The organism is Streptomyces sp. PA03-5A (assembly GCF_033792725.1).
Lineage (GTDB): Bacteria > Actinomycetota > Actinomycetes > Streptomycetales > Streptomycetaceae > Actinacidiphila.
On the sequence record NZ_JARAVL010000053.1, the window covers coordinates 14919 to 30079 of the forward strand.

General features: G+C 72.7%; 14 protein-coding genes. 5 read left to right on the forward strand and 9 right to left on the reverse strand.

Features of this window, described 5'->3' with window-relative positions; all coding sequences use genetic code 11:
- Nucleotides 1–69: 69 nt before the first annotated feature.
- Together PV410_RS40425 and PV410_RS40430 are read left to right on the forward strand one after the other, a co-directional pair.
- Entirely contained in the window at nucleotides 70–1809 is a 1740-nt protein-coding gene (locus tag PV410_RS40425; RefSeq protein ID WP_500331527.1) for an N-acyl-D-amino-acid deacylase family protein, read from the forward strand.
- 99 nt (nucleotides 1810–1908) lie between these two features.
- The gene (locus tag PV410_RS40430; protein WP_500331529.1) at nucleotides 1909–2739 is read left to right on the forward strand and encodes a TIGR03619 family F420-dependent LLM class oxidoreductase; all 831 of its coding nucleotides are present in this window, start codon (nucleotides 1909–1911) and stop codon (nucleotides 2737–2739) included.
- 13 nt (nucleotides 2740–2752) lie between these two features.
- On the opposite strand, the gene PV410_RS40435 is transcribed toward PV410_RS40430, so the two are convergent.
- The 4 genes from PV410_RS40435 to PV410_RS40450 all read right to left on the reverse strand — a co-directional run bounded on the left by PV410_RS40435 (nucleotide 2753) and on the right by PV410_RS40450 (nucleotide 8028).
- Nucleotides 2753–3859, reverse strand: coding sequence for an ADP-ribosylglycohydrolase family protein (locus PV410_RS40435; RefSeq protein WP_500331531.1), 1107 nt, complete (start codon nucleotides 3857–3859; stop codon nucleotides 2753–2755).
- A gap of 151 nt (nucleotides 3860–4010) precedes the next feature.
- Entirely contained in the window at nucleotides 4011–4493 is a 483-nt protein-coding gene (locus tag PV410_RS40440; RefSeq protein WP_500331533.1) for a hypothetical protein, read from the reverse strand.
- 17 nt (nucleotides 4494–4510) lie between these two features.
- Nucleotides 4511–5251 carry an SCO2400 family protein gene (locus PV410_RS40445; RefSeq protein WP_500331576.1) on the reverse strand — a complete coding sequence of 247 codons (741 nt, stop codon included), beginning with the start codon at nucleotides 5249–5251 and terminating at the stop codon, nucleotides 4511–4513.
- Nucleotides 5252–5454: 203 nt separating this feature from the next.
- Nucleotides 5455–8028, reverse strand: coding sequence for a bifunctional FO biosynthesis protein CofGH (locus PV410_RS40450; protein ID WP_500331534.1), 2574 nt, complete (start codon nucleotides 8026–8028; stop codon nucleotides 5455–5457).
- Nucleotides 8029–8151: 123 nt separating this feature from the next.
- On the opposite strand from PV410_RS40450, the gene PV410_RS40455 reads away from it, so the two are divergent.
- Both PV410_RS40455 and trxA read left to right on the forward strand, forming a co-directional pair.
- Entirely contained in the window at nucleotides 8152–8571 is a 420-nt protein-coding gene (locus PV410_RS40455) for a MerR family transcriptional regulator (protein WP_499512394.1), read from the forward strand.
- Nucleotides 8568–8903 (forward strand): thioredoxin, encoded by a 336-nt coding sequence (gene trxA, locus PV410_RS40460; protein ID WP_500331536.1) that lies wholly within the window; start codon nucleotides 8568–8570, stop codon nucleotides 8901–8903. Before PV410_RS40455 ends, trxA begins: the two co-directional genes overlap by 4 nt.
- Before the next feature lie 59 nt (nucleotides 8904–8962).
- On the opposite strand, the gene PV410_RS40465 is transcribed toward trxA, so the two are convergent.
- The 3 genes from PV410_RS40465 to PV410_RS40475 form a co-directional block, all read right to left on the reverse strand.
- Nucleotides 8963–10495, reverse strand: coding sequence for a sodium:solute symporter family protein (locus tag PV410_RS40465; protein ID WP_500331538.1), 1533 nt, complete (start codon nucleotides 10493–10495; stop codon nucleotides 8963–8965).
- Between the two features lie 281 nt (nucleotides 10496–10776).
- Entirely contained in the window at nucleotides 10777–11562 is a 786-nt protein-coding gene (locus PV410_RS40470; RefSeq protein ID WP_500331540.1) for an SDR family oxidoreductase, read from the reverse strand.
- A gap of 51 nt (nucleotides 11563–11613) precedes the next feature.
- Complete coding sequence (locus tag PV410_RS40475; protein WP_500331542.1) at nucleotides 11614–12807, reverse strand: aminotransferase-like domain-containing protein; 1194 nt, start codon at nucleotides 12805–12807, stop codon at nucleotides 11614–11616.
- A 106-nt stretch (nucleotides 12808–12913) separates the two neighbouring features.
- Here PV410_RS40475 and PV410_RS40480 point away from each other — a divergent pair, with 106 nt between their 5' ends.
- Nucleotides 12914–13759: a hypothetical protein gene (locus PV410_RS40480; RefSeq protein ID WP_500331544.1), complete on the forward strand. Its 846-nt coding sequence runs from the start codon at nucleotides 12914–12916 to the stop codon at nucleotides 13757–13759.
- Nucleotides 13760–13838: 79 nt separating this feature from the next.
- Here the strand turns inward: PV410_RS40480 and PV410_RS40485 are convergent, their stop codons facing one another.
- Nucleotides 13839–14048, reverse strand: coding sequence for a DUF397 domain-containing protein (locus PV410_RS40485; RefSeq protein WP_499512388.1), 210 nt, complete (start codon nucleotides 14046–14048; stop codon nucleotides 13839–13841).
- Between the two features lie 160 nt (nucleotides 14049–14208).
- The gene (locus PV410_RS40490) at nucleotides 14209–15066 is read right to left on the reverse strand and encodes a helix-turn-helix domain-containing protein (protein ID WP_499512387.1); all 858 of its coding nucleotides are present in this window, start codon (nucleotides 15064–15066) and stop codon (nucleotides 14209–14211) included.
- Between the last annotated feature and the right edge of the window lie 95 nt (nucleotides 15067–15161).

The window sequence follows — 15161 nt, forward strand, 5'->3', positions numbered from 1 at the left end:
GGACGGCCGGGGGCCACACCCGCGCGGCGGGCGGCCCGCCCGCGGCCCCAGCAGGAGGAGGGACCACGCATGCTCGACCACCTGATCCGCGGCGCGACGCTCGTCGACGGCACCGGTGCCCCGGCCCGTACGGCCGACGTCGGCCTGCGGGACGGCCGCGTCGTCACGGTCACGCCGCCCGGCCGGACCGAGGAGCCCGCACGGACCACCGAGGACGCGACCGGGCTGGTCCTCGCCCCGGGCTTCGTCGACCCGCACACCCACTACGACGCCCAGCTGTTCTGGGACCCCTTCGCGACCCCCTCCATGAACCACGGGGTCACCACCGTCGCCGGCGGCAACTGCGGTTTCACCCTGGCGCCGCTCAAGCCGCAGGACGCCGACTACACCCGCCGGATGATGTCCAAGGTCGAGGGGATGTCGCTGAAGGCCCTGGAGTCCGGGGTCGACTGGAGCTGGCACGGCTTCGGCGACTACCTGGACGCCCTGGAGGGCCGGATCGCCGTCAACGCCGGTTTCATGGTGGGCCACTGCGCGCTGCGCCGCTACGTCATGGGGCCCGACGCCGTCGGCGGGCAGCCCTCACCGGACCAGCTCGACCGCATGCTGCGGCTCTTCCACGAGTCCATGGAGGCCGGCGGCTGGGGCCTGTCGACGACCCAGTCCGCCACCCACTCCGACGGCGACGGCCGCCCGGTGGCCTCGCGGCACGCCCGGCCCGCGGAACTGCTCGCGCTCTCCCGGGCCGTCGGGGAGCACGAGGGCACGCAGATCGAGGCGATCGTCGCCGGTTGCCTGGACACCTTCTCCGACGACGAGATCGACCTCTTCGTCGACATGACCGTGGCCGCGGGCCGCCCGCTCAACTGGAACGTGCTGACCGTCGACGCGGCCGTCCCGGACCGTGTGCCCCGCCAGCTGCAGGCCTCCGAGCGGGCCCGCAAGGCCGGGGGCCGCGTCGTCGCGCTGACGATGCCCATCCTGACCCCGATGAACATGTCGCTCGGCACCTTCTGCGCCCTCAACCTCATCCCCGGCTGGGGCGAGATCCTCTCCCTGCCCGTCCCCGAGCGCATCGCCCGGCTCCGCGACCCCGAGGTCCGCGCGGGGATGCTCCGGCGCGCCGGCAGCCCCGAGGCGGGTGTCTTCCGCCGGCTCGCCGACTTCGGGCGGTACGTCATCGGAGACACGTACTCCGAGGAGAACCGGCGGGCCGGCGTCAGCGGCCGGGTCGTGCGGGACATCGCCGCCGAACGGGGCCAGGACCCCTTCCGCACCCTCGTCGAGATCTGCGCGGCCGACGGGTTGCGGACGGTGCTGTGGCCCATGCCCACCGACAACGACCCGGACAGCTGGGAGCTGCGCCGGAACACCTGGGAGCACGAGGACGTGCTGCTCGGGGGCTCCGACGCGGGTGCCCACCTGGACCGCATGTGCGGGGCGCCGTACACCACCCGGTTCCTCGGCGACTGCCTGCGCGGCCGCCGGCTGGTCCCGCTGGAGAAGGCGGTGCGGATGCTCACCGACGACCCGGCGCGGCTGTTCGGGCTCCGCGGGCGCGGCCGGGTCGCGGAGGGGTACCACGCCGACCTGGTGCTGTTCGACCCCGAGCGGATCGACGCGGGCACCGCCACCCTCGTGCACGACCTGCCGGGCGACAGCCCGCGGCTGGACTCCAGGGCCCGGGGCGTGGTCAGCGTGCGGGTGGGCGGCGTGGAGACGATCCGCGACGACGGGATCACCGGGGCCGTCCCCGGCCGGGTCCTGCGTTCCGGACGGGACACCCGCACGGTCCCCACGGGCGTGTGACCCCGGGCCGCCCCCGTGGCGGGACGCCGTGCCGCGGGTGTCCGTGCCGCGCGGCACGGGCATAACACTGGCCCACAGCACGGGAGGTGCGACGACGCCATGCGGATCGCCACGACGATCTTCCTGACCGACCACTCCGTCCCCGCCGTCCGGCTCGCCCGGGAACTGGAGGAGCGCGGCTTCGACGGCCTGTACCTCCCGGAGCACACGCACATCCCGGTCAGCCGCCGCACCCCCGCGCCGATGGGCGGCCCGCTGCCGCCGGAGTACGGCCGCACGCTCGACCCCTTCGTGGGCCTGTCCGCCGCCGCAGCCGTCACCCACCGGCTGCGGCTGGGCACCGGGATCACGCTGGTCGCGCAGCACGATCCGATCGTGCTGGCCAAACAGGTCGCGAGCCTGGACTTCCTCTCCGGCGGCCGGTTCACCCTCGGCGTCGGCTTCGGCTGGAACGTCGAGGAGGCCGCCGACCACGGGGTCGACTGGCCGCGCCGCCGGGAACTGGTGCGGGAGCGGATGGCCCTCATGCACGCCCTGTGGGCGCCGGAACCGACCGCGTACGAGGGCGGGTCCTGCCGGGTCGCGGCCAGCCACGCCTGGCCCAAGCCCGCGTCGGGCGGGCGGCCCCGCATCCTGTGCGGCGGCGCCGGGGGCCCCGCGCTGTTCGCGCACATCGCCGAGTACGCCGACGGCTGGATGCCGATCGGCGGGGGCGGGCTGGCGGAGAGCGTGCCGCGGCTGCGCCGGGTGTGGGAGGACGCCGGCCGGGACGCCAAGGCGCTCCAGGTCGTGCCGTACGCCGTGCGCCCCAGTCCGGGCAAGCTGGCGTACTACCGGGACCAGGGTCTGGAGGAGGTCGTGCTGCAACTGCCGTCCGCGGGAACGGCGGACGTGCTGCGCACGCTCGACGACTACGCGCAGTACACCTGACCTCGGCCGGCGCTCAGGTGCCGGGGTAGCGCTCCAGCCACGCCGCGGACGCGCCGCCGGGACCGTGCAGCGCGGGGCCCTGCGTCATCTCCATGGCGAAGTCGTCGGCGAGCTGGAGGACGGTGCCCCGGCCCTCCAGTTCCGCGGTCCAGGCCGGGGGCAGGGCGGTCTCGCCGTGCTGCACGCCCAGCAGGTTGCCGCAGATCGAACCGGTGGAGTCGCTGTCCCCGGAGTGGTTGACCGCCAGCAGCAGTCCGTGCCGGACGTCCTCGGCGACCAGGGCGCAGTAGACGCCGACGGCGAGTGCCTCCTCGGCGGTCCGGCCCGCGCCCAGGGACTCCACCCGCTCCGCGCCGGGCAGCCCCTGGCGTACGGCGCCGAGGGCGGCCTGCAGTGCCACGGAGGTCTCCTCGTGCCCGGGGCGCGCCGCGATCAGGGCCAGCGTGTGCTGCACGGCGCCGTCCAGGGCCTCGCCGCGGGCCAGGCCGTGGACGATGACGGCGAACGCCCCGGCGGCCAGGACGCCGGTGGGATGACCGTGCGTCTGCGCGGCGCACTCGACGGCGAGCTGGAACACCAGTTGCGGCTCCCAGCCGACCAGCAGCCCGAAGGGCGCGGACCGTACGACCGCGCCGCAGCCCTTGGCGTCCGGGTTCTTGGGGTCGTCGAGGGTGCCCATCCGCTCGTCGCCGAGCCCGGTCAGGCAGGCCTTCCCGGGGCCGCGGCGCGCGTACAGCCACTCCTCGCGGGCCAGCCAGCCGGCGTCCTTGCGGCGCTCGTCGGGCCCCCAGTCGTTCTGGGTGGCCGCCCAGCGCAGGTGGGCCCGGTGCACGTCGGTGGGCGGGTGCCAGGCCCCGGCGTCGCGGCGCACCTGGGCGCGTATCAGGCCCTCGGCGGTGAACAGCGTCATCTGGGTGCCGTCGGTGACGGCCCCCCGCCGCCCGTACGCCGGGACGTAGTCGGTGACCCCGTCCTTCCCGTGCGCCTGCCGCAGGGCGGCCAGGGAGTCAGACTCGACGCCGGCGCCGAGGGCGTCGCCGATCGCACCACCGAGCAGACAACCGCGAACCCGGCTGCGGAAGTCCTGCTGCTCGGCACGCCCCCATATGGCCCCGACCATGTCCGACGCCTCTCTGCTCGACCCGACCAAGCACTGTAATCGACCCAGATCGGTCGGCTTCCGGTCACGACCGGAATGTGGTCGGTCACGCATCGGCGAAGGCCCCCGCTGCCGTGGCAACGGGGGCCTTCGAGGGGCCGGGGCCCGGGGGTCACCAGTTGCGGCCCTGCCACGCGGGCCTGGGGGCCTGGATGCCGCGGGTCCGTGCCCAGCGGGCCGCGCCCGCGAGCAGGGAGGTGACGATCAGCCCGATGAAGAGGTTCACCACGCAGGTGGCGAGCATCTCGTTGGAGCGGTGCAGGGCCAGCGGGATCACCACGGCGAAGAGGGTCAGCCCGGCCATGATCCAGCCGAAGAACAGCGTGGCGCGGGGCGTCGTGGTGAGGAGGACGCGCAGCAGGAGCGTCGCGGCGAGCGCGACGAGCGCTGCCCCGAGGACGTAGGCGGTGGCGGCGGCGTCGCGCCACAGCCCGTAGCCCTGCGGGGCGAAGAGCGGCAGCAGCAGGAATCTCTGCGCGACCAGGATGCCCGCCTTGGCCAGCAGGCCGGCGAGCACCGCGGTCAGGGCTCCGACGCCCCACAACCGCCAGGCGTGGACGCGGCGGCGGTCGTGGTCGGCGTAGCTGCTTGGCACGTGGGGTTCCTTTCCGGTCAGCCGACGCAGAGGACCAGGAGGCACAGCTGCATCGGTGACTTCGTTGCCGGCGGCGTGGGGGCCGCCGTCGTCGTGGGGGGTGTGGCCGGGACGTCCGCGGGGGAATGGGGGGCGGACGAGGGCGCGGTGGTGTGGGGGGCGGTGTCCGTGGGCGCGGGGACGGCCGCGACCGTGCCGGCCCGGGGACCGGTGTCGCCCTGCGGGGCGGTGTGCGCCGGCGCGGTCGTGCGCGTCCCGGTCGGCGCGGAGCGGGGCGCGTCGCCGCGCGGCGCGGTGGTGGCGGGGTGTGCGCGCTGACCGGGCCGGTGCGTGGCGTCGCCGCCGGGCTGCGCGGGGATCGAGGACAGCGGCAGGGTGCGGGCGGTGGCCGGGGTCAGGGTCTCCGCGGCCGCCGCCGTGTCGGCCCGGCTCTTGGAGCCGCCGTGCGGCAGCGCCGCGACGGTGAGGCCGCCGCCGACGAGTGCCACGGCCGTGGCCGCCGCGGCGCGCCGCCGGTTCTTCTTCCAGCGTTCCAGCTGCCGTCGCCGGGCCGCACGACCCTGCAGCGACGGGTCGGCGTCGTCCTGTTCGGTTCCGTCGGGGTCGTCCGGGGAGTCCGCGTCGCGGAGCCGCTCCCGTTCGGCGGCCGGGTCCGGGCCCTGCCACATGGGCGGTGCTATGTCGGGTGCGTACGCGCCGCACCCCGGACACACGAGAGCCCCGTTGAGATGCCGACGGCAAGAGGAGCAGTAGTCCATCTCCGAGTCTTTCTCTGCTGACAACGCCGCCGGGGGACGTCGGCGGCAGGTCCGCGCGCACGTTCACCGTGCAGGGCGGGACGGCCAGCAACGCTAACGACACCTCCCGAAGGAGGTGCGCAGCCTGTGTGACGCTTTTGGAGAGTTGCTCGGACTCTTTTGCAGAGGTTGCCGGGGGGCGCGGCCGGGGGCCGCGCCCCGGCTCAGTCCTCGAGGACGGGCAGCAGTTCGGGCAGGTGGCCGTCGGAGGCCAGGCCTGCGGCGATGCGTTCTGCGGGTACTTCGCCGTAGGTGGTGGTGCGCTGGCGGGCGGGGCGGCCGGCGGCGTCGGCGATGGCGACCAGGTCGCGGATGGAGCGGTAGGAGCCGTAACCGGAGCCCGCCATGCGGGAGATGGTCTCCTCCATCAGGGTGCCGCCGAGGTCGTTGGCGCCGGAGCGCAGCATCTCGGCGGCGCCGTCGGTGCCGAGCTTGACCCAGCTGGTCTGGATGTTGCGGATGTGGGGGTGGAGCAGGAGGCGGGCCATGGCGGTGACCGCGCGGTTGTCGCGCAGGGTGGGGCCGGGGCGGGCGATGCCGGCCAGGTAGACGGGTGCGTTGGTGTGGATGAACGGCAGGGTGACGAATTCGGTGAAGCCGCCGGTCTCCTGCTGGATCCGGGCGAGCAGGCGCAGGTGGGCGAGCCAGTGGTGGGGCTGGTCGACGTGGCCGTACATCATGGTGGAGGAGGAGGGCAGGCCCAGTTCGTGTGCCGTGGTGATGACCTCGACCCAGGTGGCGGCGGGTAGTTTGCCCTTGGTCAGGACCCAGCGGACCTCGTCGTCGAGGATCTCGGCGGCGGTGCCGGGGACGGAGTCCAGGCCGGCTTCCTTGGCGGCGCTCAGCCATTCGCGGAGGGACATGCCGGTGCGGGTGGCGCCGTTGACGACCTCCATGGGGGAGAAGGCGTGCACGTGCATGCCGGGTACGCGTTCCTTGACCGCGCGGGCGATGTCGAAGTAGGCGGTGCCGGGCAGGTCGGGGTGGATGCCGCCCTGCATGCAGACTTCGGTGGCGCCGAGCTGCCAGGCCTGTTCCGCCCGGTCGGCGACCTGGGACAGGGACAGGGTGTAGGCGTCGGCGTCGGTGCGGCGCTGGGCGAAGGCGCAGAACCGGCAACCGGTGTAGCAGACGTTGGTGAAGTTGATGTTCCGTGTGACGACGTAGGTGACCTCGTCGCCCACCGCGTCGCGGCGGACGTCGTCGGCGATCCGGCACAGCGCGTCCAGCGCCGCCCCGTCGGCGTGCAGCAGCGCGAGCGCCTCGGCGTCGGTCAGCTTCGTGGGGTCGTCGGCGGCCACGGACAGCGCGGTGCGCACGTCGGCCTCGATGCGGTCCGGGACCAGCCCGGGGGCGGCCTGCTCGCGCAGCGCCTCCCAGTCCCCGTAGACCTCGTCGAAGTCCTCCCGGCGGTCGCCGGTGCGTCCCTCGGTGTCGATGGTGCGGTGCAGGTCGGTGCGGCCGGCGGCGGTGAAGACCTCCTCCGGCTCCTGCCACGGACGGCCGGTGACCTCGGCGTCCTCGCGCGCCAGACCTGTGGCCGGGTCGGCCAGCGCCCGCACGTGCGGCAGCAGCCGCGGGTCCAGCCACGGCTCGCCGCGCCGGACGAACTCCGGGTACACGCAGAGCCGTTCGCGCAAGCGGAAGCCCACCTCCGCCGAGCGTGCCGCCAGCTCCTCGATCTGCGGCCAGGGCCGCTCGGGGTTGACGTGGTCCGGGGTCAGCGGCGACACCCCGCCCCAGTCGTCGATGCCGGCCCCGATCAGCCGGGCGTACTCCGCGTCCACCAGGTTCGGCGGTGCCTGGAGGCAGGCCGACGGCCCCATGATGTGCCGGGCGACCGCCACCGTGGCCACCAGGTCGTCCAGTTCCGCGTCCGGCATGCCGCGCATCGCGGTGTCCGGCTTGGCGCGGAAGTTCTGGATGATCAGTTCCTGGATGCCGTGGTACGACCGCGCGACGCGGCGCAGCGCGAACAGCGACTCGGCACGCTCCTCGTAGGTCTCACCGATGCCGATGAGCAGCCCGCTGGTGAACGGCACGGAGCTGCGCCCCGCGTCCTCCAGCACCCGCAGCCGTACGGCCGGTTCCTTGTCGGGGGAGCCGTAGTGCGGGCCGCCGGGCTCGCTCCACAGCCGGGTCGCCGTCGTTTCCAGCATCATGCCCATCGAGGGGGCGACCGGCTTCAGCCGCTGGAAGTCCGTCCAGCTCATGACCCCGGGGTTGAGGTGCGGCAGCAGCCCCGTCTCCTCCAGGATCCTGATGGACATCGCCCGCACGTACGCGATGGTGTCGTCGTAGCCGTGCGCGTCCAGCCACTCCCGCGCCTCCGGCCACCGCTCCTCCGGCTTGTCCCCGAGGGTGATCAGCGCTTCCTTGCAGCCCAGTTCGGCACCGCGCCGGGCGATCTCCAGCACCTCGTCCGGGGACATGAACATCCCGTGCCCGGCCCGCCGCAGCTTGCCGGGGACGGTCACGAAGGTGCAGTAGTGGCATTTGTCCCGGCACAGGCGGGTGAGCGGGATGAAGACGCTCTTGGAGTAGGTGATGATCCCGGGCCGTCCCGCCGCCTCCAGGCCCGCGTCCCGCACCCGGGCCGCGCTCTCCGTCAGGGCGGCGAGGTCCGCCCCCCGCGCCTGGAGCAGCACCGCGGCCTCCGCGGTGTCGAGCGCGACGCCGTCACGGGCGCGCCTCAGGGCACGGCGCATGCTGTTGGTGGTGGGCGGAGTGTGGGTCATCCTCCGAGGATAGGCGCGGCGTACGTCAGTCGGCGGTGTCGGGAGGATCACCGGGCCGCCGGGCCCCGACGGGGAATATCCGGGCTGGCCTTGACGTCCGCGTCAAGGTCTACCGTCGGGGGCATGCGGATCGGAGAACTCGCCGAACGGGCCGGGACCACCACCCGCGCCCTGCGCCACTACGAGTCGCTCGGCTTGCTGCGGGCCCGGCGCACGGGCAACGGCTACCGGGCCTACGACGAGCAGGACCTGCGACTGCTCCGGCAGATCCAGGCGCTGCGCGCCTTCGGCTTCGAACTGGAGGACACCCGGCCGTTCGTGGACTGCCTGCGGGCCGGCCACCCGGAGGGTGACTCCTGTGCCGCCTCGATCGACGTCTACCGGCGCAAGCTGGCCGAGCTCGACGAGTGCATCGACCGTCTGGGGGAGCTCCGCGAGCGGCTCGGCTCGCAGCTCGTCCGCGCGGAGCTGGCCTCGGCCGGGGGCACCTCCGAACCGCGCTGTGAGTTCAGCTGCGAGGCAGACGAGGGGAGTACGCGATGACGACGCACATCGAGGGCCTGACCGAGGTGACCGACGCGACGTTCGCCGAGGAGGTTCTGGGGGCCGAGGGGCCGGTCCTGGTGGAGTTCACCGCCGACTGGTGCCCGCCGTGCCGCCAGATCGCCCCGGTCCTGGCGGAGGTCGCCCACGAGGAGGCGGGCCGGCTGAAGGTCGTCCAGCTCGACGTGGACCACAACCCGCAGGCGACGGCGGCGTACGGCGTCCTGTCGATGCCGACCCTGATGGTCTTCCGGTCGGGGGAGCCGGTGAAGTCCCTGGTGGGGGCGCGGCCCAAGCGGCGGCTGCTGCAGGAGCTCGCCGACGTCCTGTGAGCGGGCGGGCGCCCGGGCGGGTCCCGGGGCGGGTGAAGGCCCGCCCCGGGACCCGGCCGTCAGGCCTTCGCGGGCTCCTCGGGCAGGGTCGCGGCGGCGGCCGCGTCGTCCCCGTCCCCGTCGGAGTTGATCCGCGCCAGGACCGCGTCGCGCTCCGGGGTGTCCTCGGGCTTGACGAGGCCGATGAGCACGTACAGCACGAGGCTGACGGCGAGCGGCGTCACGATCTGGATCTGCAGCTGCACCCCGTCCAGGCCGTAGTTGGTGAGCCAGAAGGCGAACAGGCCCGCCGCCCAGGAGACCAGCGCCGCCGTCGGGCCGGACTTGCGGAACGTCCGCAGCAGGCCGAGCATGAACGGGATCGCGATCGGGCCCATCAGGCCGGCCACCCACTTGATGACGACGGTGATGATGTCCTTGAAGGTCGGCGAGTTGACCTGGGTGGCCACCGCCATCGACAGGGCGAGGAAGGCCACGGTGGTGAGCCGCGCCGCGAGCAGTCCGGCCCGCGCGTTCCAGCCGCGCGCCGCCTTGGACAGCACCGGGGCGATGTCCCGGGTGAAGACGGCGGCGATGGCGTTGGCGTCCGAGGAGCACATGGCCATGGTGTGCGAGAAGAAGCCGACGACCACCAGGCCCAGCAGGCCGTGCGGCAGCAGTTGCTCGGTCAGCAGGGCGTACGAGTCGGACGCGTCCGGCTTCTGCGCCTTCACCAGCAGCGGGGCGACCCACATCGGGAAGAACAGGATCAGCGGCCAGACGAACCACAGCACGGACGACAGCCGCGCCGAGCGCGTGGCCTCGCGGGCGTTGCTCGTGGCCATGTAGCGCTGGGCCTGGTTCCACATGCCGCCGTTGTACTCGAACGTCTTGATGAACAGGTACGCCAGCAGGAAGGTCAAGGTGTACGGGCCGGCGGTCGGGGCGGTGTGGTTGTCGGGCAGCTTGTCCCAGACCGTCCACAGCCCGCTGATACCGCCGATCTCGCCCAGCACCGCGACCAGCATGGCGAGGCCGGCCAGCAGCTGGATGACGAACTGGCCCAGCTCGGTGAGGGCGTCCGCCCACAGGCCGCCGACGGTGCAGTAGACGGCCGTGACGGCGCCGGTGATGAGGATGCCCTGGTTGAGGGAGACACCGGTGAAGACCGACAGGAGGGTGGCGATCGCCGCCCACTTGGCGCCCACGTCCACGATTTTGAGCAGCACGCCGGAGACGGCGAGTGCCTGCTGGGTCGGGACGTTGTAGCGGGTCTTCAGGTACTCCAGCGGCGAGGCCACGTGCAGCCGCGAGCGCAGCCGGTTGAGCCGGGGCGCGAAGAGGTTGGCCCCGATGGCGATGCCGATGGCGATGGGGAAGGACCAGGTGACGTACGAGGTGACGCCGTAGGTGTAGGCGATGCCGGCGTACCCGGTGAACATGACCGCGCTGTAGCCGGACATGTGGTGCGAGATGCCGGACAGCCACCAGGGCATGCGACCGCCCGCGGTGAAGAAGTCGCTGACGTCGTCGACGCGTTTGTGGGACCACAGGCCGATGGCGACCATCACGCCGAAGTAGCCGACGAGTACGGCCCAGTCGAGACTGTTCATGCGTTGTTGCCCCTTCCAGGGGTCCGCCTTGTGAACGGGAGCGCACTTCGCCGGTACGTCCGTCGCGGGGCGGCGCCCCAGATTGAACCGCCTGGAAAGGGACTGGTCAATACCATCGGCGTTCAAGGACATGAACACCGATCAGCGAGTAGAACGATTTTACTTGTTCTTGACCTTACTTCACGTTGTTGTGAACCTGCCCGGCGCCCCACGATGAGCGGGTACTTCGCCGGAACGACCGCACGTCGACCGGAGCCCGCCCGGGGCTCCGACCGTCCCTGTCAGCGCATCAGTTCGCCCGCGTTCACCAGCAGCGACTGCCCGGTGATCGCGCGCGCCCGGTCGGAGGCCAGGAAGACCGCGGCCTCCGCCACGTCGCCGTCCGTGGCCAGCTCCGGCAGCGCCATCCGGTCGGTGAGCCGGTGCAGCACCTCGTCCTCGGGCACGCCCTCGGTGTGCGCGGTGAAGCCGACGTAGGCCTGGACCGGCGGGCCCCACATCCAGCCCGGCAGCACGGTGTTGACCCGGATCCGCTCCGGGCCGAGTTCACGGGCGAGCGAGTACATCGCCGAGGTGAGCGCGCCCTTGGAGGACGCGTACGCCGCCTGACGCACCTGAGACGGCGCGGCCACGGCGGACTGGGTCCCGATGAAGACCACCGAGCCGCCGCCGCGCCCGCGCAGACCGGGCAGGCAGGCCCGGGTCATCCGCAGCGTGCCGAGCAGGTTGACGTCCAGTACCGTCTTCCAGGTCTCGAAGTCGGCATCGGCCAGACCGCCGAAGTGGCCGTCCATGGCGGCGACGTGGACGACCGCGTCGATCCCGCCGAAGCGCTCCTGCGCGAGGGCGGCCAGCGCCTCGCACTGCGCGGCGTCCTTGATGTCAGTGGAGCGCCAGGCGACGTGGGCGCCCCCGGGGTCGATCTCGTCCGCCGCCTTGGCGAGGTGGGCCTCGGTGCGGGCCCCGAGCACCGCGTTCCCGCCGTCGCGGACGACGGCCTGGGCGACGCGCTGTCCGAGGCCGGCCCCGACCCCGGACACCACCACGGTCTTGTCGCGCAGCAGCACGGCCCACCACCTCCACCCGGACGGATGAACTGACGGATCGTCAGAATAGGCTCACCCGCCCGCGATGGCCAGGGCCTTGGCGAGCCGGCGCAGCCCCTCCCCGATCTCGTCCGGGGTGTGCGTCACGAAGGACAGCCGCAGCGCCGCACGGTCGGGCTCGCCCGCGTAGAAGGGCGCCCCCGGCACGTAGGCCACGTCGTGGGCCACCACCTGGGGCAGCAGCTCCGTCGCGTCGTAACCGGCGGGCAGCCGGGCCCAGACGAACATGCCGCCTTTGGGCCGGTTCCACGTGCTGCCCTCGGGCAGCGCGCCGGGCAGCCCGGCCAGCAGGGCGTCCCGCCGCTCCCGGTAGGCGGCGCGGACCCGGGTCAGATGGGCGTCGAGGTCGGAGTCGGCGAGGTAGCGGGCGGCGGCGGCCTGGTCCACGGTCGAGGTGTGCAGGTCGGCGGACTGCTTGGCGACCACGCACGCCCGGCGCAGGGCGGCCGGGGCGCGCAGCCAGCCGAGTCGCATCCCGGGGGCCATGATCTTGGACAGGCTGCCGAGCAGGACCGTACGGTCGGCGGCCGCCTCGTGGGAGGCGATCCACGGCTCCGCCTCGCCGTCGTAGCGCAGTTCGCCGTACGGGTCGTCCTCCGCGATCCACAACCCGTGCCGTTCGGCGATCAGGGCGACCGCCTGCCGGCGCTCGTCGGTCGTCGTGCGGCCCGTGGGGTTCTGGAAGGTCGGCACCAGGTAGAGCAGCTTGGCCTTCTCCCGGACGACGGCCAGTTCCAGGGACGTCGGGTCGATGCCGTCCGCGTCGGAGGGGACGGGCACCACGCGGGCGCCCGCGAAGGCGAAGCACTGCAGCGCCGCCAGGTAGCCCGGGTCCTCCACGAGGACGACGTCCCCGGGTTCCAGCAGGGCGGTGGAGACCAGGGTGAGGGCCTGCTGGGAGCCGCCGGTGACGAGCAGGTCGTCGGAGCCGGTGGGCAGTCCCGCCCGGCTGAGCCGGCCGGCGACCGCCGTGCGCAGCGCCGGGTCCCCCTCGGTGGTGGAGTACTGCAGCACCCGCTCGGGCGCCTCGGCGAGGACGCGGTCGTACGCGGCGCGTATCGCCGCGGCGTCGAAGAGCTCGGGGGCGGGTAGCCCGCCGGCGAAGGAGATCACCTCCGGGCGGGCGGTCAGCGCGAGGATCTCCCGTACCGGCGAGCCGCCGACGGAGGTGGCGCGGGTGGCGAGGCCGGGGACGGCGGCACGCATGACGGGCTCCTTCGCTGTGGGCGGGTGATCTCGCGGACCGTACACAGATGTGTCGGGCGTCGCCACGGGCTTCCATTTCTGACGCTCAGTCAGCTACACCGTATGCATGACCGAAGAAGACACCCGCAGCGAGGTCTACGCCGAACTGGCCTCCGTCGGCCCGTACGGCCCCGGCCTCGGCCACGCGCTCATCACCATGGTCGAGCCGCACCCCGGCCACGAGTACGCCTACAACCGCTGGTACGAGGACGACCACTTCATCGCCGGTGCCATGGCCATGCCCTGGATGTACGCCGGGCGCCGCTGGGTGGCCACCCGCGACCTGCAGTTACTGCGCTACCCGGAGAAGTCCGCGGTGGCCCGGCCCGTCACCGAGGGCTGCTACGTCACCGTGTACTGGATCACGGCCGGGCGCTACGCGGACCACATGAAGTGGACCGTCGCCATCAACCGGCGCCTCAACCGCGACGCCCGTGTCCACCACGACCGCACCCACGTCTTCACCGCCTTCCAGGACCACGCCGTCACCGTCTACCGAGACGGGCCCGCCGGTCCCCGGGACTTCCACGCGCTCGACCACCCCTACGCGGGGCTGGTCGTCGAGGTGGTCGACACCGACACCCCGCAGGAGTGCGACGCGCTGCTCGGCCTGCTGCGCGACCGCCACCTGCCGCGGCGGCTGGCCGGCTCGCCCTCCGCGATGGTGACCGTCTTCCGTCCCACGCCGCTGCCGCTGGAGCGGATGTCGTACGTGAAGCAGGTCGAGGGCGTCGGCACCCGGCTCACCCTGCTGTGGTTCCTGCAGCGGGACCCGCGCGAGGTGTGGGAGGAGCACTTCACGGGGCTGGACGCCGAGGTGGCCGGCACGGGGCTCGGCCGGGTCGAACTCGTCGCGCCCTTCGTCCCCACGGTGCCCGGGACCGACACCTACGTCGACCGGTTGCGGGGGTAGGGCGCCGGGGTGGCAGTGAGCCCCCTCGGCCAGGACGGCGTGCCGGTCGAGAGGGCCCGTACGGATACTGCGTCGGTGCTCAGTCGAGGTCGTACGTCCCGTGGCCGACGTCCGCGACGAACGCCGCCCAGGCCTCGGGGGAGAAGGCGAGCGTCGGGCCGTCGGGGTCCTTGGAGTCGCGGACGTCGACGGCCGACGTCGTACGGGAGGCCACCTCGACGCAGGCGCCATTTCCCTGGGAACGGGTGGACTTGGTCCACGCCCTGGTGTTTCCGAGCTGAATAGCCATGATCGCTCCGAGCTTTCTTTTTTGTGCAGCTCTGACGTGATCGAAGCTACTCGCCAACATCACTGCCCACAGCGGCTATTACCCCCTACGGGTGGCATATTCCAGGAGGTCTTCCGCCTCACGGGACGCAGGTGTACTCTGCGGCATTCCCGCCGGGGGGTCAGCGTGCGTACTCCTTCGCGGCGTCCGCGATGAACTGCCGGCTCTGCTCCGCGCTGAGCGCCTGGGCCCGCAGGTGCTCGTACATCACGCTGTAGCCGTGCACGTCGGTCGGCTTCTCCAGGTACAGGTCGCTCGTGACGCCCTCGATGTAGACGACGCTGGAGTCGGTGGCGTCGGCGAACTCCAGGATCGCGAAGTTGCCGGACATGCCGGGGTGGGCCCCGGCGTCGTACGGCAGGACCTGGACCGTGACGTGCGCCTGGGTGCTCATCTGGGCCAGGTACTCCAGCTGTTCGCGCATCACGTCCTTGGTGCCGACGACACGGCGCAGCGCGGACTCGTCCATCACCACCCAGAAGCGCAGCGGCGAGTCCGGGTCGGTGACGCGCTCCTGGCGCCGCAGCCGGATCTCGATCCGCTTCTCGATCTGCTCGGGCGTGGCCTCGGGGAGCGTCCCCTCGATGACGGCCGAGGCGTAGTTGCGGGTCTGCAGCAGGCCCGGCACCACCAGGGAGTCGTAGACGCGCAGGGACTCGGCCTCGGTCTCCAGGCCGATGTAGACGCTGTAGGGGACGTCGCCGAAGGCGTGCCACCAGCCCTGCTGCCGGGACTCGCGCGCCATGTTCATCAGGGAGTCGACGAGGCGGCTGTCCTCGACCCCGTACACGCTGCACAGGTCGCGCACGTCGCGCTGGCTGATGCTCCGGCGTCCGTTCTCCAGCCTGCTGATCTTCGACTGGGAGACCAGCAGCCGTGCGGCGACCTCCTCCGCGGTCATCCCTTTCTGCTCGCGCAGCTTGCGCAGTTCCGAGCCGAGTCGGCGTCGCCTGACGGTCGGATTGACGTTGGCGGCCACGGGATGTGCACCTCCGGATTCCGGACTGGTCCGTGTTCTCTGCAGATATGTACTGCTGGTCAGCAGAGTGCCACTATCGGTCATCCCACCGCTGG

What these genes read in the sequence shown, in the direction of transcription:
- PV410_RS40430 (WP_500331529.1), top strand. Translation starts at nt 1,909, where the DNA reads ATGCGGATCGCCACGACGATCTTCCTGACCGACCACTCCGTCCCCGCC.
- PV410_RS40445 (WP_500331576.1), bottom strand. Translation starts at nt 5,251, where the DNA reads ATGGACTACTGCTCCTCTTGCCGTCGGCATCTCAACGGGGCTCTCGTG.
- PV410_RS40435 (WP_500331531.1), bottom strand. Translation starts at nt 3,859, where the DNA reads ATGGTCGGGGCCATATGGGGGCGTGCCGAGCAGCAGGACTTCCGCAGC.
- PV410_RS40425 (WP_500331527.1), top strand. Translation starts at nt 70, where the DNA reads ATGCTCGACCACCTGATCCGCGGCGCGACGCTCGTCGACGGCACCGGT.
- PV410_RS40450 (WP_500331534.1), bottom strand. Translation starts at nt 8,028, where the DNA reads ATGACCCACACTCCGCCCACCACCAACAGCATGCGCCGTGCCCTGAGG.
- PV410_RS40485 (WP_499512388.1), bottom strand. Translation starts at nt 14,048, where the DNA reads ATGGCTATTCAGCTCGGAAACACCAGGGCGTGGACCAAGTCCACCCGT.
- PV410_RS40465 (WP_500331538.1), bottom strand. Translation starts at nt 10,495, where the DNA reads ATGAACAGTCTCGACTGGGCCGTACTCGTCGGCTACTTCGGCGTGATG.
- PV410_RS40455 (WP_499512394.1), top strand. Translation starts at nt 8,152, where the DNA reads ATGCGGATCGGAGAACTCGCCGAACGGGCCGGGACCACCACCCGCGCC.
- trxA (WP_500331536.1), top strand. Translation starts at nt 8,568, where the DNA reads ATGACGACGCACATCGAGGGCCTGACCGAGGTGACCGACGCGACGTTC.
- PV410_RS40480 (WP_500331544.1), top strand. Translation starts at nt 12,914, where the DNA reads ATGACCGAAGAAGACACCCGCAGCGAGGTCTACGCCGAACTGGCCTCC.
- PV410_RS40475 (WP_500331542.1), bottom strand. Translation starts at nt 12,807, where the DNA reads ATGCGTGCCGCCGTCCCCGGCCTCGCCACCCGCGCCACCTCCGTCGGC.